Annotated in this window: 19 protein-coding genes and 1 riboswitch; all 19 genes read left to right on the top strand. The window is 38.6% G+C overall.

Annotation, left to right across the window (positions count from 1 at the left end):
- The coding region (locus QZL64_RS13570) for a FecCD family ABC transporter permease (RefSeq protein ID WP_296309717.1) at window positions 1–530 on the top strand (530 nt) is incomplete at its 5' end.
- Window positions 531–539: 9 nt separating this feature from the next.
- Window positions 540–1,307 (top strand): ABC transporter ATP-binding protein, encoded by a 768-nt coding sequence (locus QZL64_RS13565; RefSeq protein WP_021842486.1) that lies wholly within the window; start codon window positions 540–542, stop codon window positions 1,305–1,307.
- A gap of 113 nt (window positions 1,308–1,420) precedes the next feature.
- Window positions 1,421–1,591: riboswitch (cobalamin riboswitch) on the top strand.
- Between the two features lie 100 nt (window positions 1,592–1,691).
- Entirely contained in the window at window positions 1,692–2,309 is a 618-nt protein-coding gene (locus QZL64_RS13560) for a MotA/TolQ/ExbB proton channel family protein (RefSeq protein ID WP_021842485.1), read from the top strand.
- Entirely contained in the window at window positions 2,299–2,703 is a 405-nt protein-coding gene (locus QZL64_RS13555; RefSeq protein ID WP_021842484.1) for an ExbD/TolR family protein, read from the top strand. The genes QZL64_RS13560 and QZL64_RS13555 overlap by 11 nt, the downstream gene beginning before the upstream one ends.
- An 11-nt stretch (window positions 2,704–2,714) precedes the next feature.
- Entirely contained in the window at window positions 2,715–3,452 is a 738-nt protein-coding gene (locus QZL64_RS13550; RefSeq protein WP_021842483.1) for an energy transducer TonB, read from the top strand.
- A gap of 104 nt (window positions 3,453–3,556) precedes the next feature.
- Window positions 3,557–5,533, top strand: coding sequence for a TonB-dependent receptor plug domain-containing protein (locus QZL64_RS13545; RefSeq protein ID WP_021842482.1), 1,977 nt, complete (start codon window positions 3,557–3,559; stop codon window positions 5,531–5,533).
- A 115-nt stretch (window positions 5,534–5,648) separates the two neighbouring features.
- Window positions 5,649–7,673 (top strand): TonB-dependent receptor, encoded by a 2,025-nt coding sequence (locus tag QZL64_RS13540; RefSeq protein ID WP_021842481.1) that lies wholly within the window; start codon window positions 5,649–5,651, stop codon window positions 7,671–7,673.
- A 118-nt stretch (window positions 7,674–7,791) separates the two neighbouring features.
- Window positions 7,792–8,406, top strand: coding sequence for a MotA/TolQ/ExbB proton channel family protein (locus QZL64_RS13535; protein ID WP_021842480.1), 615 nt, complete (start codon window positions 7,792–7,794; stop codon window positions 8,404–8,406).
- Complete coding sequence (locus QZL64_RS13530) at window positions 8,403–8,807, top strand: ExbD/TolR family protein (RefSeq protein WP_021842479.1); 405 nt, start codon at window positions 8,403–8,405, stop codon at window positions 8,805–8,807. The genes QZL64_RS13535 and QZL64_RS13530 overlap by 4 nt, the downstream gene beginning before the upstream one ends.
- 4 nt (window positions 8,808–8,811) lie before the next feature.
- The gene (locus QZL64_RS13525) at window positions 8,812–9,552 is read left to right on the top strand and encodes a TonB family protein (protein ID WP_021842478.1); all 741 of its coding nucleotides are present in this window, start codon (window positions 8,812–8,814) and stop codon (window positions 9,550–9,552) included.
- Window positions 9,553–9,628: 76 nt separating this feature from the next.
- Entirely contained in the window at window positions 9,629–10,684 is a 1,056-nt protein-coding gene (locus tag QZL64_RS13520) for a radical SAM/SPASM domain-containing protein (protein WP_226981807.1), read from the top strand.
- Between the two features lie 4 nt (window positions 10,685–10,688).
- Window positions 10,689–11,675: an ABC transporter substrate-binding protein gene (locus QZL64_RS13515; protein WP_021842476.1), complete on the top strand. Its 987-nt coding sequence runs from the start codon at window positions 10,689–10,691 to the stop codon at window positions 11,673–11,675.
- 42 nt (window positions 11,676–11,717) lie between these two features.
- Window positions 11,718–12,755 (top strand): FecCD family ABC transporter permease, encoded by a 1,038-nt coding sequence (locus tag QZL64_RS13510; protein ID WP_021842475.1) that lies wholly within the window; start codon window positions 11,718–11,720, stop codon window positions 12,753–12,755.
- Window positions 12,756–13,601: an ABC transporter ATP-binding protein gene (locus tag QZL64_RS13505; RefSeq protein WP_021842474.1), complete on the top strand. Its 846-nt coding sequence runs from the start codon at window positions 12,756–12,758 to the stop codon at window positions 13,599–13,601.
- Window positions 13,602–13,660: 59 nt separating this feature from the next.
- Complete coding sequence (locus QZL64_RS13500) at window positions 13,661–14,587, top strand: ATP-binding protein (protein ID WP_156705799.1); 927 nt, start codon at window positions 13,661–13,663, stop codon at window positions 14,585–14,587.
- 45 nt (window positions 14,588–14,632) lie between these two features.
- Complete coding sequence (locus QZL64_RS13495) at window positions 14,633–16,543, top strand: VWA domain-containing protein (RefSeq protein ID WP_021842472.1); 1,911 nt, start codon at window positions 14,633–14,635, stop codon at window positions 16,541–16,543.
- A gap of 1 nt (window position 16,544) precedes the next feature.
- Window positions 16,545–20,333, top strand: coding sequence for a cobaltochelatase subunit CobN (gene cobN / locus QZL64_RS13490; RefSeq protein ID WP_021842471.1), 3,789 nt, complete (start codon window positions 16,545–16,547; stop codon window positions 20,331–20,333).
- Between the two features lie 3 nt (window positions 20,334–20,336).
- Window positions 20,337–21,269 (top strand): ABC transporter substrate-binding protein, encoded by a 933-nt coding sequence (locus tag QZL64_RS13485; protein WP_021842470.1) that lies wholly within the window; start codon window positions 20,337–20,339, stop codon window positions 21,267–21,269.
- 79 nt (window positions 21,270–21,348) lie between these two features.
- Window positions 21,349–23,253, top strand: a complete 1,905-nt coding sequence (locus QZL64_RS13480) for a TonB-dependent receptor plug domain-containing protein (protein ID WP_021842469.1) — start codon at window positions 21,349–21,351, stop codon at window positions 23,251–23,253.
- The last annotated feature ends 103 nt before the right edge of the window (window positions 23,254–23,356 follow it).

The following is a 23,356-nucleotide window of genomic DNA, read 5'->3' as shown; positions in this document are numbered from 1 at the left end:
CTTCTTTTACAAGCTTAGTTGTATATTTTGCAAATAATAAAGAGGCTATGCAATCGATAGCATTTTGGATGATGGGAAGCATGGCCGGAGCAACGTGGGGCGTATTAAAAGTATTATCTGTCGTGATGGCTTGCTCTATATTGTTTCTGTGGTTACAAAGTCGAATGCTTAATTTAATGTTGGTTGGCGATGAAGCGGCTATCACTTTGGGTTATGATCTTAACAAATATAGACAGATTCATTTGTTAGTGAGTTCGCTAATTGTCGGATTTGCTGTATATTCAGCCGGTATTATAGGTTTTGTAGGACTTTTAGTGCCGCATGTGGTTCGTTTATTTGTCGGAACCGGTCATATTAAGCTGATTCCTTTTTCGGCATTGGTCGGAGCTATATTCTTGGTTATAGCGGATGCTTTATGTAGGATTTTATTGCCGCATGCAGAATTGCCGATTGGGATTCTTATTTCTGTCATTGGGGCACCGTTCTTTGTATTTTTAATAGTTAAAAGAACCTATTCATTTGGGAATTAAGGTGAAGGTATGGAAATTAGTACTCAAAACATTCAGTTGTCCGTCGGTAAGAAGAATATTTTACGAGGAATTAATATTGAATTATATAATAATGAAATCCTCGGAATTATCGGTCCTAACGGCAGCGGTAAGAGCACCTTTCTCAAGTGTGTGTATCGAACGTTAAAACCGGATGAAGGTAAAATTACGATTGACGGTAAATTAATAGATGAATTATCCTATCGGGATACAGCTTCAAAAATGGCCGTAGTGGCACAACATAACATATATAATTTTGATTTTAAAGTAATTGATATTGTTTTGATGGGGCGTGCTCCCTATAAAAAACTGTTGTCGCGTGATACTAAAGATGATTTTGAATTGGCTAGAGTAGCTTTGGCAAAAGTAGGCCTGCTCGAAAAGGCGGAACAAAGCTTTAATACGTTATCAGGTGGTGAACAACAGCGGACTATTCTAGCGAGAGCATTGGCACAAGATACTGAGTGTCTAATTTTGGATGAGCCCACCAATCATTTGGATATTCGCTATCAATTGGAAATAATGGAGCTTATTCAGAAATTACAGCGTACTACTTTGATGGCAGTTCATGATTTGAATATAGCGGCTAAATTTTGTCATCGTTTGATAGCTCTTAAAGATGGGCATGTGGTAGGTCAAGGAACTCCCAAGGAATTATTGACAGTTGATTTTATAAAAACGCTATATGGTGTTGAATCATCAGTTCATTATTTTGCAGATAATACATATCCTCATGTAGTATTTGAGAGTACTATATAGTATTAAATTATCTTAAAAACTAAATAATGACACTTTTTTATTTAATTTAATTCAAAGAAGATGTGGACAGTTGACAGCTATTATGTAGTTTTATATACTAAAATCATATAATTAATAAAGTACATTATATAGGTGTCAGATGACTTAATAGGGAAATCGGTATAAGCCGATGCGGTCCCGCCACTGTAGGAGGAGCAAACCTCACATTGCCACTGGATTTTTCTGGGAAGGCGAGGTAAGCGATGAATCTAAGCCAGGAGAACTGCCTATAGGAGAATCATCGTTTTAACCTACGAGCGATGGGAAGAGGATTAGCGATAATATAAACATTCGTTTTTTTTTATAGTTTTTGTGAGATGTGTTTATCAAGGAGGATTTAAAATCGTGGAAATTTTAGCATTATTTCATAAGGGTGGCTTAGTTATGTATCCTATTTTACTGGCTTCAATTATAGCCGTAACAATAGGTGTAAATCGTTATTTATGTTACAAGGCGGCATCATCTAATATTGATTTATTAAAAGAACAATTACCGAATTTACTGCGTACTCGTCAATTAGAAGAAGCTAAAGCGCTTTGTGATGAAGCAGGGGGCGTAGCCGGTAATATTGTTAAAACGGCTATTGTTGAGCGTACTGAAGATTTAAAAGCTGCTGATGTGGTAGAAAGTATTGCTACGCACGAAGTGTTCCAATTAAAGAAATATCTGAATTATTTAGAAACTATTGTTACCTTATCGCCGTTATTAGGTCTATTGGGTACTGTTGTCGGTATGATTGGTTCTTTTAGTGTGCTTTCTATCGAATCCGGTGAGCCGTTTGCTATTACCGGCGGTGTCGGTGAAGCCTTGATTGCGACTGCTACAGGTTTATTGGTAGCTATTTTGGCTTTGGTAATTCATACATATTTGGCTCAGCGTGTTAATGTATTGATTGCCGATATTGAGTATGTTGCTTCTTTATATGTAATTAATACGAATGCAGGTGTACGTCATGAAGCTTAAGTCAATGAAAATAGAACATCAACCTAAATTGATGATTATACCTATGATTGATATTATCTTCTTTTTATTGGTATTTTTCATGATGAGTATGTTGACGATGGTTGTTCAAAAGAGTGTTCCTATTCAATTGCCGCAAGCTGCAACATCTAAAGTAAACTTAGATAAAGTATTGCCAATAACGGTAACGGCGGACGGAGCCATTTATTTGGAACAGGAACGAATTCCGGAAGGTCAGTTGAAAGCACGCTTGGAAGCTGAAAAAAGTAAAAATCCGGAGCTGGCCATTATTGTTCGCGGTGATGCGGGTGTTAATTATGGACGTGTAGTAAGTGTTATTGATACAGCTAAAAAATCAGGGATTCAAAAAGTATCTATAGCCGCTGAAGAAAGATAGGAGAGAATTCAATGAATAGTCGAAATATGTGGACTAAGCCTTGGGTCGCCTCACTCATTTTTCATGCCGTTGTATTAACCGTTATTCCTTTTTTGCCATGGCCGGCCATCCCTAAAGCGGATGATATGTCATCGATTATTGAGATTGATTATGTAGAAATTAAACATCCTAATCCTAAGGGCAATCCTAATAGTGGTGGCGACGGTGGTGACGGTAGTGGGAATTTTGGAGCTAATTTACCGGCAGTAACGCCTATAACGGCATTACCTGAATATTCTGAGCCATTAACCAGTAATAATGAAAATAGTATTGTTACTAAACATCAGGAAACGACTCAGCAAGGGGTGATAAATGCGGGCTTGGACTCAGCTCTTAATAGTGGCGGCAGTGGTTCAGGTAGCGGTGGTCTTGCCGGTTTTGGTACCGGAACAGAGCCCGGTATTCAGGGTGATGCTAATGGTACTGACGTTGATACTACTTTTTACAGACCGGTACCAACCTATACGCCTAAACCAAAATATCCAAGAGCGGCACGTAACCAAAATGTGCGTGGCAGTGTTGGCGTAGGATTGACTATAGGCGCTGACGGAAGTGTTGAGTCAGTGTGGGTAAATGATTCATCAGGCAGTGATATTTTGGATCAGGCTGCCTTGGATGCAGTAAGTAGTTGGCGGTTTGAACCGGCCAGAAGAGGCAGTGAGCCAATAAGTACAACTACCAGTGTTAATGTGGAATTCCAGTTACGATAAAAAATTAGGGAATTTATCGCAACTCGAATATATTTTTATGTGTTTAATCATGAAGTTAGACACATCAGGTGTTTTGTTTTTGGTATTGGTGTTAAGAGGTTATTATGACAAAAAAGAGTGTACTAAACAAATCTGTGTTAAGAAAATTAATTTTACTAAGTGTTGTATCAAATTGTTTGTATACGGGTGTTGTTTTAGGTGCTGATGTAACTTCTGATTCATATACATTGGATCCGATTGTAGTTACAGCTCAACGTACAGAAACAAGAGAATTGGAAACTCCGGCGGCAACAACAGTATTGACTAAAGAAGATATTAAAAATACAGGGGCTAAGACTGTATTTGATGCTATTTCGTTTACAACAGGGATTACGAATTTCTCTTATGGGGCAGGCGGACTTGATTATGGTTCTATGGATAGCCGAGTAAATATTCGAGGGTTAGAACGTGGTGCGCTTATTCTGATTAATGGCGCTCCTATTAATTTGAACGGTAAAAATAGCTTAAGTGGCTTATTACCGGAAAATGTGGAAAAAGTTGAAATTGTAAAAGGTGCGTCTTCCACATTATATGGTGCTGAGGCTATGGGTGGGGTTATCAATATTATAACTTCAACACCTGAAACGGATTATGTTAAAGCTAAGGTTGGGGTAGGTAATTTAGGATTTAAGCAATATTTGGTCTCGGCCGGCAATAAAGATTTTAATATTGCCGTAGGTAAAGAGTTTTTCGGAGCTGTTGACAGAACGAGTCCAAATCGTAAGGATTTAGACGGCAAGCGTAAATATGAATATTATAATGAACGCGGCAAAGGTGATTTATTTAATATTGCTTTAAATGCTAAGTTGAGTGAACGCTTGGACTTAAGTTATATGCGCAGTGAGTCCAACTCCACGTATGGTCAAATTGTGGTTCCGGGGACGTTAACAAAAACGAAGACTACAGAGGCTAAAGAAAGCAAGCGCTATCACTATAATGATAAAAAGAATAATGTATCATTGACTTATGATTATGACAATACTAAAGCCCTAGTTTTTTATACAGATCGTGATTTATATGGGGAAAGCAAAAATTTGGCGGCTAATAAGTGGACTGAAAATGCAAGTAATTATCTAGCTCGTAAGTATGGCGTTGACATTCAACATGAATGGAGTTTACGCGATAATAAGGACTCTTTTATCGGGGGTTTATTAGTTAGCCGTGATACTTATAAGGGTACCGCAGCGGCTACTTCAAATGTAAAAGCCGGACGAAATAATATAGCGTTGTATGGTAGTTATTCTTATGAGATTAATCCTAAATTAACTACTATTCTAGGCGCCCGTTTTCAAAAAATTGCTGACCCGGTAAATGATCAAAATGTATTTATGCCTCAATGGCAGATGCTGTATAAATTGGACGAGCATTCATCTATTTACTCGAATGTCGGTAAAGCATTCACGATGCCAAATTTATCTGATACTTTTAAATACGTAAATGGCGGTTATCAGGCGATTAGCGGGCCAAACTTAAAACCGGAAGAAGGCTGGAACTACGAAGTTGGTTATAAACATGTAACTGAAAAAGATTCATGGAAAGTAGCCTTATTCTATATGGACTTTAAAAACTTCTTCGATTGGGCACCGGACCCTGATACCGGTAAGAATACGGTTCGAATTAATGGCGGCAAATTCCAAAATACCGGCATAGAATTAGATTACAAGCATTTATTGTCCGATAAATTAACTTTGTCTTTAGGGACAACTTATTCTAATCCTAAAAAACAGGAAATCGGTGTATCTACATGGAATCAAGCGTATCCAAAACTTCAATTTAATGCGGGGTTAAATTATACCGATGACAAGTTGGATGCAGGAATTGCGTTGAATTGGTTAACTAAACGCTTGAAAAACAGAGATGGAGGAACTAATCCGGATTTAATTAATTTAAATGCTTATGTTTCGTATGCATTCAGTAAAAATGATACTGTTCAAATCAATCTTAATAATATTTTAGATAGACATAATGTAATTACTAATGGTGCATGGGAATACTGGGATAATCCATTTAATTATACTGTTAGTTATCAACATACATTCTAGTTTTTTATATGAATACAAGTTACTTTTTTGTGTTTAGGGTGTGAAGTAATTTGTTTAACAAGTATGTATGGGTTTGAGATACTTGTTTTTTTAGAGGTTTTTGGAAGGTAGTAATATGTACATCGGTAAGAAGAGAGTTTTTTATTTAACAATGGGCATTTTATGCTATATGTCTAATATGGCATTTGCAGAAACAGTGGATACTAATGTAAATAAAGTTGACGGTGAAATCAATACACACGTTGTAACTGTTACCGCTAAACGTTTGGAAGCTACTGATTTAGCTACGCCTGCTATTGTTGATGTATATACACAAGAAGATATTCAAAGGACAGGAGCGGCCAACGCATATGATGTATTGCAGAATACTTTAGGCGTTATTTCTCAATCGCAAGGGTTTAATGGCACATCTATGGGGACGATGACCAGTAAAATAATGATTCGTGGCGTAGAAAAAGGGACTTTAGTATTATTAGACGGTGTGCCGTTGAATCAGGATGGTAAATACAATTTGGATGACATTCCTACCGATATTATTGATAGCATTGAAGTTGTAAAAGGTGGCGGTACTGTTTTATATGGTAGCGAAGCCACCGGTGGTGTAATTAACATTCGTACAAAAGGTCATGTTAATAACCAAGTATCGGTAGGTGTAGGCAATTTTGGTAAACAAAGAGGATCATTAACATTTGGTGATGATAGTTTTTCTATTATGATGAGTGCCGAACATAGAGGTTTTGCTGCAGAAATGGCAGGTAATTCGTATTCAACCGGTCGTAACAAAACTCATTATGATTATGATAATGGGAATAAGCGCTCTTTGCTTTGGAAATATAAAATTACCGACGGAGTAACTTTTTCACAATATTACAATACGAACAAGAATCGTTATTTAGTATATAACGATAATAACATGTATAAAGGTAAACTTTGGAAAGTTAATGATTATGAGGATAGAGATAACTTATTTACCTTAAACTATGACAAAGATACTTGGAAGGGTTATATTTCCTATGGCACTCAGGAAAAGACTTCCTATCAAACCGGGGTAAGCACTAGAGGCGTTAAGGCGGCTAAAGACTTATACTCTTGGCGGAAAGGTCATAATACGAATATTAGCTTACAAAAGGAATTTTTAACAGATAAAGCCGTATTCCTTATTGGTGGTGATGTAAAATTCGAAGATATGGACTTGCGTGGCACAGCGACTACGGGCTCATCCGGCATGTCTCAAAGTACTGCGGTTAAAACAGGAAGTACTCAGAAGCGAAATACGTACTCCTTATTCGCCTCGGTGGATTATGCGGCATCTGAAAAAGACAATGTAATAGTGAGTGCACGACAAACATGGGCTAATAATATTAAAGCTGAGCAAACTGTAAACGGAGTAAGTACGGAAACTAAAAATGACAGCATGAGTAAATTTACTCCGGAAATTCAATATATTCACCAAATTGATCAAAATACATCGGTGTACGGCAAAGTAGGCAAATCTTTCCGATTGCCGGCGTTAACACAGATTTTCGGTATCGGTAATATATATCCGAAATTAGATTTAAAACCTGAATCGGGAACACATTACGAAATAGGTTATAAGAAAATTACAGGTAAAGCCACCTATAAAGTAGCTCTGTTCCACTATGATATAAAAGATGCGATTGAAGCTAAAGTAATTGAGACACATGGTTTAATCGATGTAGAGTATAACAACCAAGATCAGCGCAGTACAGGTATTGAATTATCTACTGTATTACAGCACAATAAGGAATTCTCAAGCAACTGGGGTATAATGTTCCAAAATCCAAAGACTCGTTCCGGTAAGATTTACGGCGATTCGGATTGGCATTCGATTTATAACAAATATCAGATTACAAGTGGCTTGCATTATCAAAAGGATAAATGGAGCGCTGATTTGATGACAAACTTTGTGGGGAACAGAACGTCAGCCGATAAATATCAACGTCACATTAAACCTCAATTCTTTACAGATTTACATGTAGCATATGAGCCTAATGCTAATCAAAGAATCTCGTTACATATAAACAATCTTTTCGATAGAAAAGACATTTTGACAAACAGTACATCTAATTTCTACTCTTTAGGCAGAAACTATATGGTTGACTATTCCTACAAGTTTTAATTAAATAAGCAGCACAATTATAAATGTTGATTGTGCTGCTTAATATATACTTAAATATTTGATCGGATAACATTCTTTAGTGAATGACAGGTCAAAATAGTATATTTGGAGGAACATTATGGAGCATATAATTCATTTATTTAATGCCGGTGGTTTAGTTATGTATCCATTGCTTATATTTTTAATTGCGTCATGGACTATTGGTATTGAAAGAATACGCTTATATCGTCAATTTAGTCAGACTCTCAGTCAGTTAAAAACAGTAACCGAATACGACCAAGAAAATAAAGCATGGTCAGCTTTATTAAATCAACTTGAGTCCTTAGACAATAATATGGTGGGACATTTGGTTATGTCTATGAAAGCAGCTCGAAATTATCTCAATTTAACTAATCGTTTAGAGGATACAGTCACTATTGTTGATATGGACTTAAAGCGAGGTCTTAATTGGTTATCCATGATGGTAACTATGGCTCCTTTATTAGGCTTATTAGGTACTGTAGTGGGTATGATTCGCTCTTTTGCTGCGGTTGGCGGTGATATTGGCGCACCTACGGTTATTACCGGTGGTGTATCTGAAGCGTTAATAGCCACAGCAACAGGTTTGACAGTAGCCATTATTGCTTTATTTTTTCATAGCTATTGTGCTTATAAAGTGAATACTTTTATAGCTAGACTGGAACAAAGTTTTGGTAATATTTTGGATGTGTATAACAGGAGCCATTCATTATGAAACGACGGTCCAAAGGTATAGATAAAGAACCGGATATTATGATTATACCGATGATAGATATAGTTTTCTTTTTATTGGTATTTTTCATGATGAGCACTTTATATATGAATACTGAACAACAAATTCCGCTAAGTTTGCCAAAAGCATCTAGTTCCAGTGCTAAAACAATAGAACCGATTACTATTTCTTTAACGAGTACTCATAAAATGTATCTTAATGAGCGCGAAATTAATCCAAATGATCTGCCAAATGAAATAAAAGCGATTGTAAATAAAATGCCGGAACAAGCATTTGTTGTGAGAGCATCGAAAGATGTAGTATATAACGATGTTATTGAAATACTAGACGATTTAAAAGTTAACGGGGCACGATTTGTTAGTGTAGCAACAGAACGGAAGTGACTCTATGATAGGACAAAATTATAGAACGCCGTTATTATTATCCATAGCGATAAATGCCGTTTTCATAACATCGGTAGCGATAGCACTTCAAACTATGTCAAACTATGAGACAAAGTACAATGATTTAGTCGTTAATATAGACATGAGCAAATATGAAGTCAGTACGGAACAGCCTAAAGCGAATCAACCTAATAAGCCTGTAGAGGATATGCTGAATGGTGGTAAAGCCGGCACAATATTGCCTGATTTATCAGGCAAACCAACGGAAGGTTTAAAAGATTTGAATCCGTATTTAGGCGGACATGAGGACGCAGGTGTTAATGTCAGAGGCGATGTAGGCAGTCAAGTCGGCAATCCGGGCATTACAGATACGCTGGGCGAAGGTGGCAGTAATCAATTCGGTACCGGTACAGGTACTGAAGGTTATGGTACTGCCGATGGAACACCGGCTGAAGAACCGGCACAAAGCGGTGGCAGTTTTGATGCCGGGGGATACTATGCTCGGGTTGAGGCTAATAAGGTTATGCCGGCACAAGCTGCTCGTCGAAATTTGACCGGGACAGTTAGTTTTATAGTTACTTTTGATGAGAATGGTAATTTTATTGATGCCACAATGACAAGCTCAAGTGGCTATGCCATATTAGATAATGCAGCCGGTCGCTTAGTTTCTCAAAGTGGTGGTATAGAGAATACAACCGGTAAATCAATATCTCTATCTATCGATGTGGTTTACAACTTTAATTAGGAAATAGTTTAAGAGGTTACATAATCTATTTTTTTATATATAGGATAATGATAATATGGCGTGCATTAATTGCAATATGAACAATAAAATACATTCGCAATCAGTTCAGTTGCTTATTTTGGCTTTAACCGGTCAGTGTAATTTAAACTGTTCATATTGCTATGCATCCAATCAGATTCAACAATCTATGCCGTGGAGTATAGCTGAGCAGGCCCTACAGTATATAACAGAATATTCGGGTACGCCTACTATTCAATTTACCGGCGGGGAACCTTTATTGGCGTGGGACTTGTTGGTTAAATGTGTTGAATGGTTAGAATATCATAAATTTAAAGCTAAATTACAGATACAGACGAATGCGACGCTGTTAGATGAACAAAAAATAGATTTTATAAAGAAATATCAAATTGGCATAGGTGTCAGCTTGGATGGTTTTGCCGACAGCAATGCTATAAATAGACCCTATAAGGATTTTAGTGACTCTACAACGGATACAATTAAAGGGATTCAACTTTTAAGTAGTGCAGGTATTGAAATAGGAATTACGACAGTAGTTAATACAATTACTGTGGAGCGATTGGACAAGGTTATAGATTTGGCCTTTTATTTGGGAAATGTGCGTCAAGTCGGATTTAATTTGGTGCGTCCGCAAGGTCGCGGTAAAGAAGAATTGCTCATTAATGAAGAAATGTTGGAAGCCGGTATTCATAAAATGCTAAGTAGGCTGGAGTATTGGCAAAACATAACCAATCGTTCACTTATAATATCTCAACTTGATAAAATTAGTAAATTACAAAAGGGCTATACTCCGTTTTCGCATTGTTATGCACTTCATAAGTCCGGGATGTATGTAAGTCCGGATGGTATGATGTATGCTTGCGCCTCTTTAGCCGGTCGCGAAGAATATTGCCTCGGACATGTTTCCGGCGGTGTAGACCGCAAAAGGGAGACCATATTATTGACACATTTAGAGCCGGTTGTTGATATATGTACTAATTGTAATTTTATTAATTACTGTGGTGGTGCCTGTTATAGTCGAGTTCAATTAGGTCAGACTATAAATCCTTTAGAATGTACTATGAAAAAAATCTTTATTAAATATTATCAGAATAAACAAATGATGAGGGTATAATCTCATGGATTATTGGAAAATAAATCGAAGGATTATTATTGCCGGTTTGCTTAGCATATTATGCTTAATCGGATTGTCCGGGTGTGGAGTTCATCCGGCTATAGATACTACATCCGATAATTATACTAAAACGGTTAAAAGTGCGGATGGTGTAACTGTGAAAATTCCTGACTATCCACAGCGTATTGTAACACTAACATCAGCGTATGATACAGTTTTGTTGGGACTTATTGATACGTCACGAATAGCAGCAATCAGTTCGCTGGTGAAGTATGAAGGCTATTCTATGGAATGGCAAAAGGCAAAACAAGTAAAAACACAATTATACAGCTATCCTTTTGAGAAAATTGTAAAGTTAAAACCGGATTTGGTATTGGCACCGGAATATACATCTAAAGATGTAATCGACGCCTTACGTGGCATGGGGATTCCTACAGTAGTTGTTAACTCCGGAAAAACGGTAGAAAGTACTATTAAGAATATAGAAACAATGGCATATCTTGTGGGAGAGCCTGAAAAAGGGGATTATTACAGCCGTAAGATTAGAGCTGAGATTGATTGGTTACAGAATCAAGTAAATAACATACCTGACGATAAACGTCGAAGCGTTCTCTTTGTATCATCCATGGACGGTTATACCGGAACAGGAAGTTTTTTCGATGATATGAGTCACTATATGGGGATTCGTAATGCTCCTTCTTATCGTGGCTATCCGCCACGTATTTCATTTACTGATGAGCGAGTTATCGATATGAATCCCGATTACTTACTGATACCGGCTTATCAAACTATGGATAAAGGTTTGGAAGAAAGGTTTTTACATACACCGGCTTTTCAGTCGATGAAGGCTATGCGCAATAATCATGTAATGCCTGTTCGGGCCGCGTATCTGTATACGAGTAATCAGCATATCGGTGAAGCGATGATTGAAATAGTGAAAATCGTTTATCCTGAGTATATTCAAGCGGATTCGATTCCAAAAAAATTTTAGTTATTAAAGGATGTAATTTGAATAATTAATTTGGTGAGCGGTATGGAAAGAAAAAAGAAACAAGTTATCAGTATTTTAATATTGATAGTACTTCTGTTAGGGATAATTATTATAGCTCTTCATTTGGGTACCATTAAGGTGCCCGTGTTGGGCGGTTTGCAGAGTATTTGGCAAGGTTTGGGGATACCTGTAACGGTAACCAATCCATTAGAGCCGGAGCAGGAAGCGGTGCTGTGGTACATTCGCATGCCACGTATTTTAATAGGGCTTATGGTTGGAGCCTCTTTAGCATTGGCCGGTGCCGTTATGCAGGGAATTTTCTCTAATCCCTTGGCTGATCCGGGGATTATGGGTGTTTCGGCAGGGGCCTCACTAGGTGCTGTTATTGCTATTTCCTTAGGGCTCACTTCAATGGGGATGTTCTATATGCCGATGTTTGCCTTTGTTGGTGCGTTTATGGCTGTTAGTATTACTATTTTATTAACTATGCGAGGCGGTCGCGTGGAGACCGCTACATTATTATTGGCCGGTGTTGCCATTAGTATGTTGTTGGGGGCTTTTACATCCGGTATTTTGACACTGATGAATGAATATCGGTTGCGTGAATTTTTGTTTTGGATGGTAGGCGGTCTCGATTTCAGACGTTGGGAACATGTTTTTCTCGCTATTGGACCGTTTCTTATTGGGACGACAATTCTAATTACATTGGGACGTCAATTGAATGTGTTGGTATTAGGTGATACGGAAGCAAAGGCATTGGGCGTTCCGGTTATGCTATATCGGTTAATTTTCTTGTTTTTAGCATCATTTATTACAGCTACCGCGGTATGTGTTAGTGGTGCTATCGGTTTTGTAGGGCTTATTATTCCTCATATTGTTCGAATTTTAGTAGGGCCCGATCATCGTGTATTGTTGCCGGTTTCAGCTTTAGCAGGGGCACTTTTTCTCATATTTTGTGATACGCTCGGCCGTGTATTGGCGGCTCCTAGCGAAATTAGGGTAGGCATTATGACAGCTTTGTTAGGGGCTCCGTATTTCTTGTATCTGTTACGTCGTGTTCGTCAAAAAGGAGGCATTTAAATGGAATTAAGTGTAGAACATCTAAGTGTGTCCTTGAGTAATCAACAGATTTTACATGATATCTCTTTAAAAGCTGAAAGTGGTGAGTTTATCGGTATTATAGGGCCTAATGGTTCGGGTAAAACAACTTTTTTAAAAGCGCTACGCGGTTTATATCCTTTTACGGACGGCTCGGTTATATTAAATGGTGCTTCGATACCCCATCAAAGTGATAAACAAATTGCCCGACAAGTTGCTTACATGCAACAGAGTGTAAATTTGAATTTTGGCTATACAGCTAAGGAAATTGTTATGACCGCACGCTATCCATTTTTAAAGTGGTGGCAAAACGAGTCCGCCAATGATGAAAATGTTGTTGAAGCTGTTATGAAAAACGTTGGTATTTGGCACTTAAGGGATCGTGCAGTGAATGAATTGAGTGGCGGCGAGCGGCAGCGTGTATTTTTGGCAAAGGCGTTAGCACAGGAAACCGAGCTGTTATTACTCGATGAACCAACCGCAGCTTTGGACTTAGTATATGCTGATGAGATTTTCAGGCAGGGGCGCCAATATTGTGAATCAGGTAAAACTATTTTTATTGTTGTTCATGATTTAGAGTTGGCTGCTAAATTTTGTACGCGACTTTTATTGATTTCAGAAGGTCACTTAGTGGCGGATGGGCTGCCTAAAGAGGTATTGACGGCTAAAAATTTGAAAAAAGCTTTTCATCTGTCTGCAGCTGTGTATGAAGATCCATATTTTACACAGCAACGTATTTTTGTGTTCCCGAATGATGCAACTGATATTGAACCGTATCGTCGTGGAAATACATTGCCGCCTGATATGACGGTAGAGTTAAATGAATAGTAGGAGTCGATAACATGAGTGATATTAATGTAATAGAGCAGGGAGCACAATTTAAACAAATTCTATATCCTTTTTCGGCAATTGTAGGGCAGACGGACATGAAACGTGCTTTGATTTTAAATGCTATTTCACCGGCTATCGGCGGTGTTTTGATAAAAGGGGAAAAAGGAACGGCTAAATCAACAGCTGTACGTGCATTAGCGGCTATTCTGCCACCGTTAGAAACTGATGGGGCCGAGTCGATGCAAGTTGTGGAATTACCGATTAATGCTACCGAAGATCGCGTGGTAGGAACAATAGATTTGGAGTATGCCTTAACTGAAGGAAAGAAAAAATTTGAGCCCGGTATATTGGCGAAAGCTCACAATAATATTTTGTATGTAGATGAGATAAATTTGTTGGACGATCATGTGGTGGATGTTCTTTTGGACGCAGCTGCTATGGGGGTCAATACGGTTGAACGAGAAGGTATTAGCTACTCTCATCCGGCGAAATTTATATTAGTAGGCACTATGAATCCCGAAGAAGGTGATATTCGCCCACAATTATTGGATCGTTTTGGTTTATCGGTAGATGTTAAAGGTGAGCGTGAACCCGAATTACGTATGGAAGTTGTAAAACGACGTTTGGCTTTTGAAAGCGATAAAGTTACTTTTGCGGCATCGTACAAAGAAAGCGATCGAGAATTGGCTGAAACTGTTGTTAAAGCTCGATCTCTATTATCGCAAGTTAGTGTTACAGATACGGTATTACGCAAGATTGCCGCTTTATCAATTCGTCTTAATGTTGACGGACATCGTCCGGATATTACGATGCTTCATACGGCCAAAGCGTTGGCTGCATATAATGAGCGAACCGAGATTAATAATGATGACTTGAAAGTGGCGGCACAATTGGTATTGCCGCATCGTATGCGCCGCCGTCCGTTTGAAGAGCAGGGCTTTGATTGGAGTAGTGTTACTGATATTTTGGATTCAGAAGATTAATTTTTTAGTGTGCAAAAGCGCTTAAACAGTGTATAGGTGGGCATTATGGCAGCGACTGTAGAGAGAGCTTTAGCTATGGCTCTTATACAACCAAAAATAAATAGTCTTATAATTTCAGGTCCGACCGGTGTAGGTAAGAGTTATCGTGCCCGTAAATTGTTACAACAATGGAACATTCCGTATCGCACAATTCCTGTGCATATTCAAGCGGAGTCGTTGACCGACCATATAGATTTGGAACAAACTATTCGAGTCGGGCACTATGTAGCCGGCAAAGGTTTGTTTAATCAATCTGTAAAGGTGTTTTTTATCGATGACTTTCATTTGATTCGTGAATCTTTACGGCACTTGCTATTACAACGTATTCGAGAGATGGGTGGTACCTTAATCGGTACCGTTAATACAGCAGAAGGGAGTTTAACTATTTCTGAGTGGGAAACTATAGATCTACATGTAGCGATGGAAAACCCTGGTGAAGCAAAACGGTTGGCTGTATTGCGAGATATCTTAAATTCCGAATATACTGAGTCGATGATGTCGGTAGCGGATTTCAGAAATGCTGAAACCTTGATATCGGAGATAGTGCCGTCCGAGGCTATATTGCAACTCTGTATCAGCTATATAGTAAAATCCGGTGCGGTAGGCAATACCAATGAATTTTTACTGGCGGTTGCGGCAGCGGCATTGGCTGGGCTAGATCAAAAGTCATATATTTTACCGAAACACGTAGAGGAAGCTACTTTATATGTATTGCCTCATCGTATGCGGCAACAAACTGAAGTGGGAAATAGTCAAAATCAGTCACTCGATAGAGATAATAATCAATCAGAAAATAATCATGATAATGGTACGGTCAGTGAGGAGGAAAATACTCCGGATAATAATTCGCAAGAACCGGAGCAAAATAACGATAACGAAGATATTCAGAATACTGAATTAGAGGGTGACAATGAAAATGATGTTAGCCAAGATAATCAGTCACAGTCTGATCTTAGTGACGATTTAGATAGTTTAAATGAATCCTCTGAGAACGAAAGTCAAAATGATTTGGACAATCAGGATGATAGCCTTGAAAACGATGGTGTAAATAATATATGGCCGGAATTAATAGCGGCCATGAATCAAAACTTAATGGGCTTGCGTTTAGATGACAATAAAACAATGGATCGTAAGGCACGAAAAGGTTCAGGCAAGCGCTTACGTACTAAAGCCGGAGATTGCGGCGGTCATTATGTAAGAGCTATCCAATATCCGGAACCGTTAAAAGATTTAGCTTTGGATGCGACTATACGAGCGGCTGCACCGTATCAAAAAATACGGCATTCGGAGTTACAAAATAACAGTTCGTTAGCCATTCAAATCAAGGCACCGGATTATCGACGTAAAGAGCGTGAAAAACAAGTCGGTGGTCATTATCTATTTGTTGTGGATGCCAGTGGTTCTATGGCGGCTCGCAAACGTATGGAGGCCGTGAAAGGTGCTATTTTCAGTTTATTACAGGATGCCTATGAGAAACGTGATAAAGTAGGTCTTATCGTATTTCGCAAGGAGAAAGCGGAATTGGTATTACCTTTTACCGGCAGTATTGAGTTGGCAAGACGTCTATTAGAACATTTACCTACCGGTGGTAAAACACCGCTTGCAGGGGCTTTGGAATTGGCTTATAGAACTTGTGAGCAGGTTTTACGACGTTCACCAACCGAAAAAATAGACGTTTTTATTGTTACGGATGGTCGGGCAACCTATGGTGAAACCGATAATCCGGTAAACGAAGCTTTAGCTTGGGGGAAAGCTTTTATTGATTTACCGGTGGGGATTTTGATATTAGATACAGAGCAAGATTTTATCCGCCTTGGAATTGCGAAAGAACTGATGCAGGCTATGCGTGGAACTTATTATTCTATTGATACCATAACAGCTGATACTGTATTGCAAGTGGTGAAAGGAAGCCGCTAAAATGAAAAAAATTTTATATATTACTAATATGGCTAAGCAAATACACCATGTTCGTGAAGTTGAAGCTAAAGGTCGTATTGAGGCCAAAGAACATTTTAAAATTGACTTATATAACTTAAAACAAGAACCGGAATGGAATGAATCATGGGAACAACGCCTTAAAACATCAGATGTTGTTATTATGAAACATATGGGGACCGGATTAGATACACCGTTTTTACGTCGTTTGGCTAATTGGTTATATCAGAACCATCCTTGCTATGCGTTGTATGCCGATGAAGAACAGGATATGGATAAATTGCGCGCCGGTATGAGTGAAGCTGAAATGATTCGATTGTCAGAATATCAGCAGTTGAGTGGGCTTACCAATTTTGAGAATTCGTTTTTATATGCCGCTTCATTAGCCGGTGAAGCTGTTGAAGTACCGGAGCCGATACCGGTGCTATGGCAAGGTATCCTTGGTGAAAATGGCGTCACGTACGCGACCTATAAAGAGTATTTGGAAGCTGAAGGCGTGGTTGATTGTCCAAGTATCGGTGTATTTTTCTATCGTGAAGAGTGGATTATGAAGGAGTTGTATTATCCTGAATTGTTGCGAAAAACAATTAAGACATACGGTTACAACCCCATTATCTTTTTCGGGCAATACGGCGGTAATCCGCTTATAGGAGCACCTTCGTTGAAAGAGTCATTACGGATTTTATTCTGTGATGGACCTTTACCGTTTGAAGTATTAATTAATACCTGTAAATTTTCACTAATCAGTTTGAATGCAGCAACTCAAGAAGATATTAGTCATTGGGATATTCCGATTTTAATGGGGTATAACATCTATATGGATGAAGCGACTTGGGAGGCCAATGTACAAGGTTTAAGTCCTTTAGACGTGAATTTATCGGTATCTTTACCGGAATTTGATGGTTCCCTTCATGGTGGGGTTGTAGCGGCACAAACTAATATTGATGGTAAATACATATATTGGCCGGTTAAAGAACGAGTGGAATCTATCGTTAAACGAGCTGTAAAATATGAAAAACTTCGTCATTTATTGCCAGCTGAAAGAAAAGTTGCGATTATTCTTCATAATTATCCGCCTAAAAATTCTAATATAGGTTCGGCAGCCGGTTTAGACACACCGGAGTCGGTGCAACGTTTATTGGTAGCTATGAAGAACGAAGGGTATACCATTGACTTAATTCCTGAGTCGGGGGCTGAATTAATAGAATCTGTTTTATCACATACTACTAATGATCGCAGTATGCTGAGTGAGGAACAGGTTGAAGACGCCGAAGGTAAATTAAGTGTGCAGCAATATAAGGAATTTTTTGATTCATTGCCGGATAAATCGAAAGTAAATATGGAAGAAGGCTGGGGACCGGCACCGGGAGAAGTTTTTCGTTATGGTGATGAACTCCTGATTCCGGGATTCAGTAATGGAAATATTTGGGTAACGGTGCAACCGCCACGTGGTTTTGGTGAAGATCCGGGTAAATTGTATCATGATCCTATTTTGGCTCCGACACATCATTATGAAGGATTCTATTATTGGCTCCGCGAGATATTTAAAGCGGACGTGGTGATGCATGTAGGCACTCATGGTTCATTGGAATGGTTGCCCGGGAAAGGCACGGGGTTAAGTTCTTCTTGTTATCCTGAAATGGGCATTCAGGATTTACCCAATGTGTATCCTTATTGGATGACAATTGTCGGTGAAGGGATACAAGCTAAACGGCGAAGTTCAGCCTGCTTAATCGGCCATATATCACCACCTATGTCTAAGGCAGGTCTTTATGATGAATATGAAGAATTAGAAAATCTCTTGGATGAGTACGGGCATTTTGAATTGGAATCGCCGGAAAGTTTAACTTCATTGTATACAGCCATTGTTGAACAAGCTAAAGCATGTCATTTTTGGGAGAGTATTCCAGAAGATAAAATGACTGATGCGGAAAGTGTATTGGCCTATTTGCATGAGTTGCTTACAGACTTAAAACATATGCAAATGCGTACGGGTTTGCATATTCTGGGTAAGGCGCCGACAGGTAAGGATTTACAAGAATTTTTATTAGCTCTTATGCGAGTTCAAAACGGTATTGTACCGGCATTACCGGATACGATTGCCAAAGGTCTGGGCTATGATTGGAATACATTGGAACAGTATGGCGGTCAAAAGGTAGATTCTTTACAAATAGGTGAACAAATCAATTCTAATGAGAATCAAGACTTTTTGTTTACCGGTAAATGTATACTTCGCAACAAAGATATTGTAGATCAAATATGGCATGTGATTCGTGATGTGATTGCACATTTAGCAGAAAATGACTATATCTATTCCGACTCATGGCAACATTTGGAATCAGTTAATACGTTATGGCAACGGTATAGTGTTGAAAAAGACAGTAAGGTAAAGCAAGTTTGTTTGACTGAAATCGGTTCGATTTTATTGGAGGCTTGTCACGAGTACGTGCCGAAATTAAAGCAGACCGAACAGGAAATAGGACATACATTAAAAGCTTTGGCCGGCCATTATATTGAACCGGGGCCGGGCGGTGCCGCAACGAGTGGACGAGCCGACGTCTTACCGTCAGGTCGCAATTTCTTCGGTGTGGATGAAAGAATGTTGCCTACGAAAGTTGCTTATGAATTAGGAAGTACATTAGCTGATCAGGTTATAACCGATTTCATTAAAGAGGAAGGGCATTATCCGGAGTCGATTGGCATAGTTCTATGGGCCGGTAGTAATACGCGAAGCCATGGCCAATGTTTAGGCCAGTTTATGAATTTAATGGGGGTTCGACCAATTTGGCAAGGTGGCGGTGGTCGTGTTATCGGAGTTGAGGCTATACCGCTTGCAGAACTGAAACGACCACGTATTGATGTAACCGGACGAATAAGTGGTCTTATCAGAGACATGATGCCAAATGCCTTAAAATGGCTTGATAAAGCAGTAACTTTGGTTGCTGAATTGGATGAGAGTGAAGAAGATAATTTTATAAAAAAACATATTAATGAGGATGTTTCTTGGCTTGTGTCAGAAGGTGAAGATGAGAAAGCCGCTTATCAAAAAGCCAGATTCCGTTTATTTGGGGATCCACCCGGGGCATATGGGGCCGGTATTGGACAATTAATTGAGCAGAAAAATTGGGAGTCGATTGATGATTTGGCCGATGTTTATGTAACTTGGGGTAGTTATTGTTATGGTGACGGTGCTAAATCAAATCAGGATAAACGCATATTTAGAAGAAGATTAGCTACTATGGAAGTTACCATTAAAAATGAGGATAATCGAGAAGCACATATGTTGAGCTCGGATGATTATAATGCCTATCATGGCGGTTTAATAGCTGCTGTTCGAAGTATTCGCGGTGAAGTCCCACGCTCCTATGTTGGTGATAGTTCGAATCGTGAACAGGTAAAAACACGTAATTTAAAAGAGGAAGTGAATCGTTTAGTTCGTGGTGAGACGTTAAATCCTAAGTTTATAGAAGGTATGCAACAACATGGCTATAAGGGAGCCTCTGATTTGGCAAATGTGGTGGCACACAGTTTTGCTTGGGATGCCACGAGTGCTGTAATCGAGGACTGGGTATATGAAGGCTATGCCAATAAGTATGCTTTAGATAAAGATATGCAAGAATGGATGCAATCAGTGAATCCATGGGCATTGGCCCGAATTGCTGAAACATTATTAGAGGCTATTCAGCGTGGTTTGTGGCAAGCACCAAAAGATATGGAAGATCAATTAAAACAATTGTATTTAGCCATGGAAGGCGAAATTGAAGGACGATAGTCTATGAGTGTTTATAAAAAGTTGTGGTTTTTATTTATCTTTTGTCTGATAGTATTTTCCATTGTAGGTTGTAAGACATTAGATGAAACAAAAACGTTAGAGGGAACACATCAGATAAGAGATTCTACCGGTGCCGTGGTGCAGGTGCCGGATAATCCTACACGCGTTGTTCCTATCGGTGTAAGTACGGAAGATATGGTGATTTCTTTAGTAGGTCCGCAGAAGATTGTGGCTTTAGGTAATTTACCAAATAATTTTCCGGAAGAATCCAAGCAAATAAAAGCAAAGGTAAAATTGAATACGGAAGCCGTTTTGGCATTGCATCCGGATTTACTGATTGTTCCTGACTGGGTGGACCAGGAAATGGTGGTTACTTTACGAGGCCTAAATGTTCCAGTCTATGTATATAAAGGCCCAAGAACTATAGATGGCAGTGAAAAAACTATTTTAGAGTTAGCTGACTTATTAAATCAAAAGAGTAAAGGCGAAGCCATTGTTAACTCAATGCAGCAACGATTGGTAAAGGTTGCTGCATTTACGGAGCAGGTTAAAAGCCGGAAAATTGTCGGATTTTATGGTGTTTTAGGCTTGACCGGCGGTATAGGGAGCACTTTTGACAATATGACACAGCTGATAAATGCAGCTAATGCGGCAGCTTTATTGGGCTTGGACATCAGTGAAAGCGGAACTCGTGAAGATTTAATACGAATTAATCCTGATGTTATTATTGTACCGTCAAATGTTTATAGTTTTGATCAGTATAAAGAAATTGAAGTTACTTCATTATATAGTGATCCTGCCTTGAAAGATGTGAAAGCTGTAAAAAATCATCAAATTTATGTAATTGACGCTCGCTGGATAATGAGTTATTCACAGTTTATGATTAATGGTATTGAGGAATTGGCGCGTGTAACATATGGATACTCCGCAAAATAATAAAGCGTGTTTAAGGTGTTTAGTTTATTACTATTTTTATAATAAGTATTTTTATAGGTATTGAGTTGGAGGGTTTATTATGGGTCGAGTTATTGGTAAAAACAAAAAAATGTTAGCTGCTTATGTTACGTTTGCACTAATGGGTATGTCATTAAGTGGCCAAACCATGGCGGCAGCCGGCACTACTGATGAGGTATATGCATTACCTGATGTTGTAGTAACTGCTACAAGAACGGAAGAACAGGTTACCAAAGTTCCTGCCAGTGTAACTGTTGTAAAAGGCGAAGATTTGGAAGAAAGACATGAATCTAATTTAGGGGAAGCTTTGCGTAACGTACCGGGAGTAGAGTTTAATACATATGGTGGCGGTGTAGGGTATACTAACTCTAATTCTTTCAGAATTAATGGTAGTAATAATGTTTTATATATGGTAGATGGTATTAATATGAATGCTGCCGGTGTTAACGTACCGTTTACTATTTTAAAAAATATGGATGGTATTGATCGTGTGGAAGTGGTTAAAGGGGCTGCTTCTACCTTATATGGGTCCGGTGCTATTGGCGGTGTTGTAAATGTTATTACTCGTGTACCGGAAGAAGGCATGAAAACAACTGCTCGTATTACCGGTGGCAGTTATGATAAAGAACAATATAAATTTATCAACGAAGGTAAAGAAGGCAATGTATATTGGCGTGCATCGTATCAGAAAGATATTGTGGGTAGCTATAAGGATGCTCATGGGGTCGAAGTTCCACAACATTTAAACGGACGTACCGCATCTTTCATGGTGGGTAGTGATATTGATGATAACAATAATGTGATGATTTCTTATGATTCCTATCGTGCCGATGTAAAATATGCCGATTCTGCTAAAAAATTAAATCATATTCGTTATGGTAATGAAGGCAATGATTCGTTCCGTGGCATTTGGAAAAATAAGATTAATGATCGCTTAAGTCATCAGTTATATGTATTAAACAATCACTATGATGGTACTTATGACGGCTATACGACGGATATTAAAACGATTGCAATTGGCGATCAGGTAACGTATCTTTTAGATAAACATACTTTGATTGGTGGTTTTGATTGGCGCCAGGATAAAGTAAATACTATCGGTGACAGCTGGGAAAAAATTACCGGTAAAAAGTTAACGAATACATCGTATTATGTTCAAGATGCTTGGAATTTTGCTCCAAAATGGACATTAACACCTGGCATTCGTGTGGATCATCATTCGGAATTCGGGTCCCATACATCACCTCACATTTCCTTGGGTTATGATGTAAATGAAAAGACTAATGTATATGTGTCGTATAATGAATATTTCTTGGCTCCGACCCCATATCAGTTATTCAGTGATAACTATGGGAACAGAAACTTAAAACCGGAAACCGGTCATGAAGTAGATTTTGGTGTTCATCATCAATTTAGTAATTCCTTAATAGGCAATTTAAACTTCTTTACCCGCCATTCCACTGATAAAATTGATTTCAATCGATCTACCAGTAAGTATGCTAATTTTTCAAATGAAAAAGCACGTGGTTTCAGCTTCGATTTGCGTAAGCAAATTACCGGTAACTTGTCAGCCGGAGCGGCTTATACATATACCCATATTGACGCTACATCCGGACGCTCCGCCAATGCAAACGGCTATGTACCGAAACATGCTATCAATTTAAGTTTAGACTATAACGATGCTAAATGGGATGCTCATTTGGATGTACGTGCCGTAATTAACCGTCCGGGCATTGCTACGACTGCCGATAAAGGTGATTTCTTCCCTAAGAGCACCTATTGGATTACGAATGTAAGTGCCAATTACCGTATTACTGATGACATTACCGTTTTCGGACGCGTTAATAATCTATTTGATGTATATTATGCGGAAATGTCGAATGTTGCCGGTTGGGGCGGCAGTGCTGGAGATTGGTGGGCAATGCCTGGCCGTAACTATCAATTAGGTATGGAATTCACTTTCTAATATAAATATCGAATGCAGTATAGTATTAGTTCTTTTACTATAGTTTAAAGATTACCCCCATTATGCAAGTAATGGGGGCTATATCTATATGTTATTTTTCACC

The sequence above is a fragment of the Veillonella sp. CAG:933 genome (assembly GCF_000431435.1).
Classification (GTDB): Bacteria; Bacillota; Negativicutes; order Veillonellales; family Veillonellaceae; genus Veillonella_A.
Note: the sequence above shows the minus strand (reverse complement) of the source record. Positions and strands in the feature narration are given on the sequence as shown.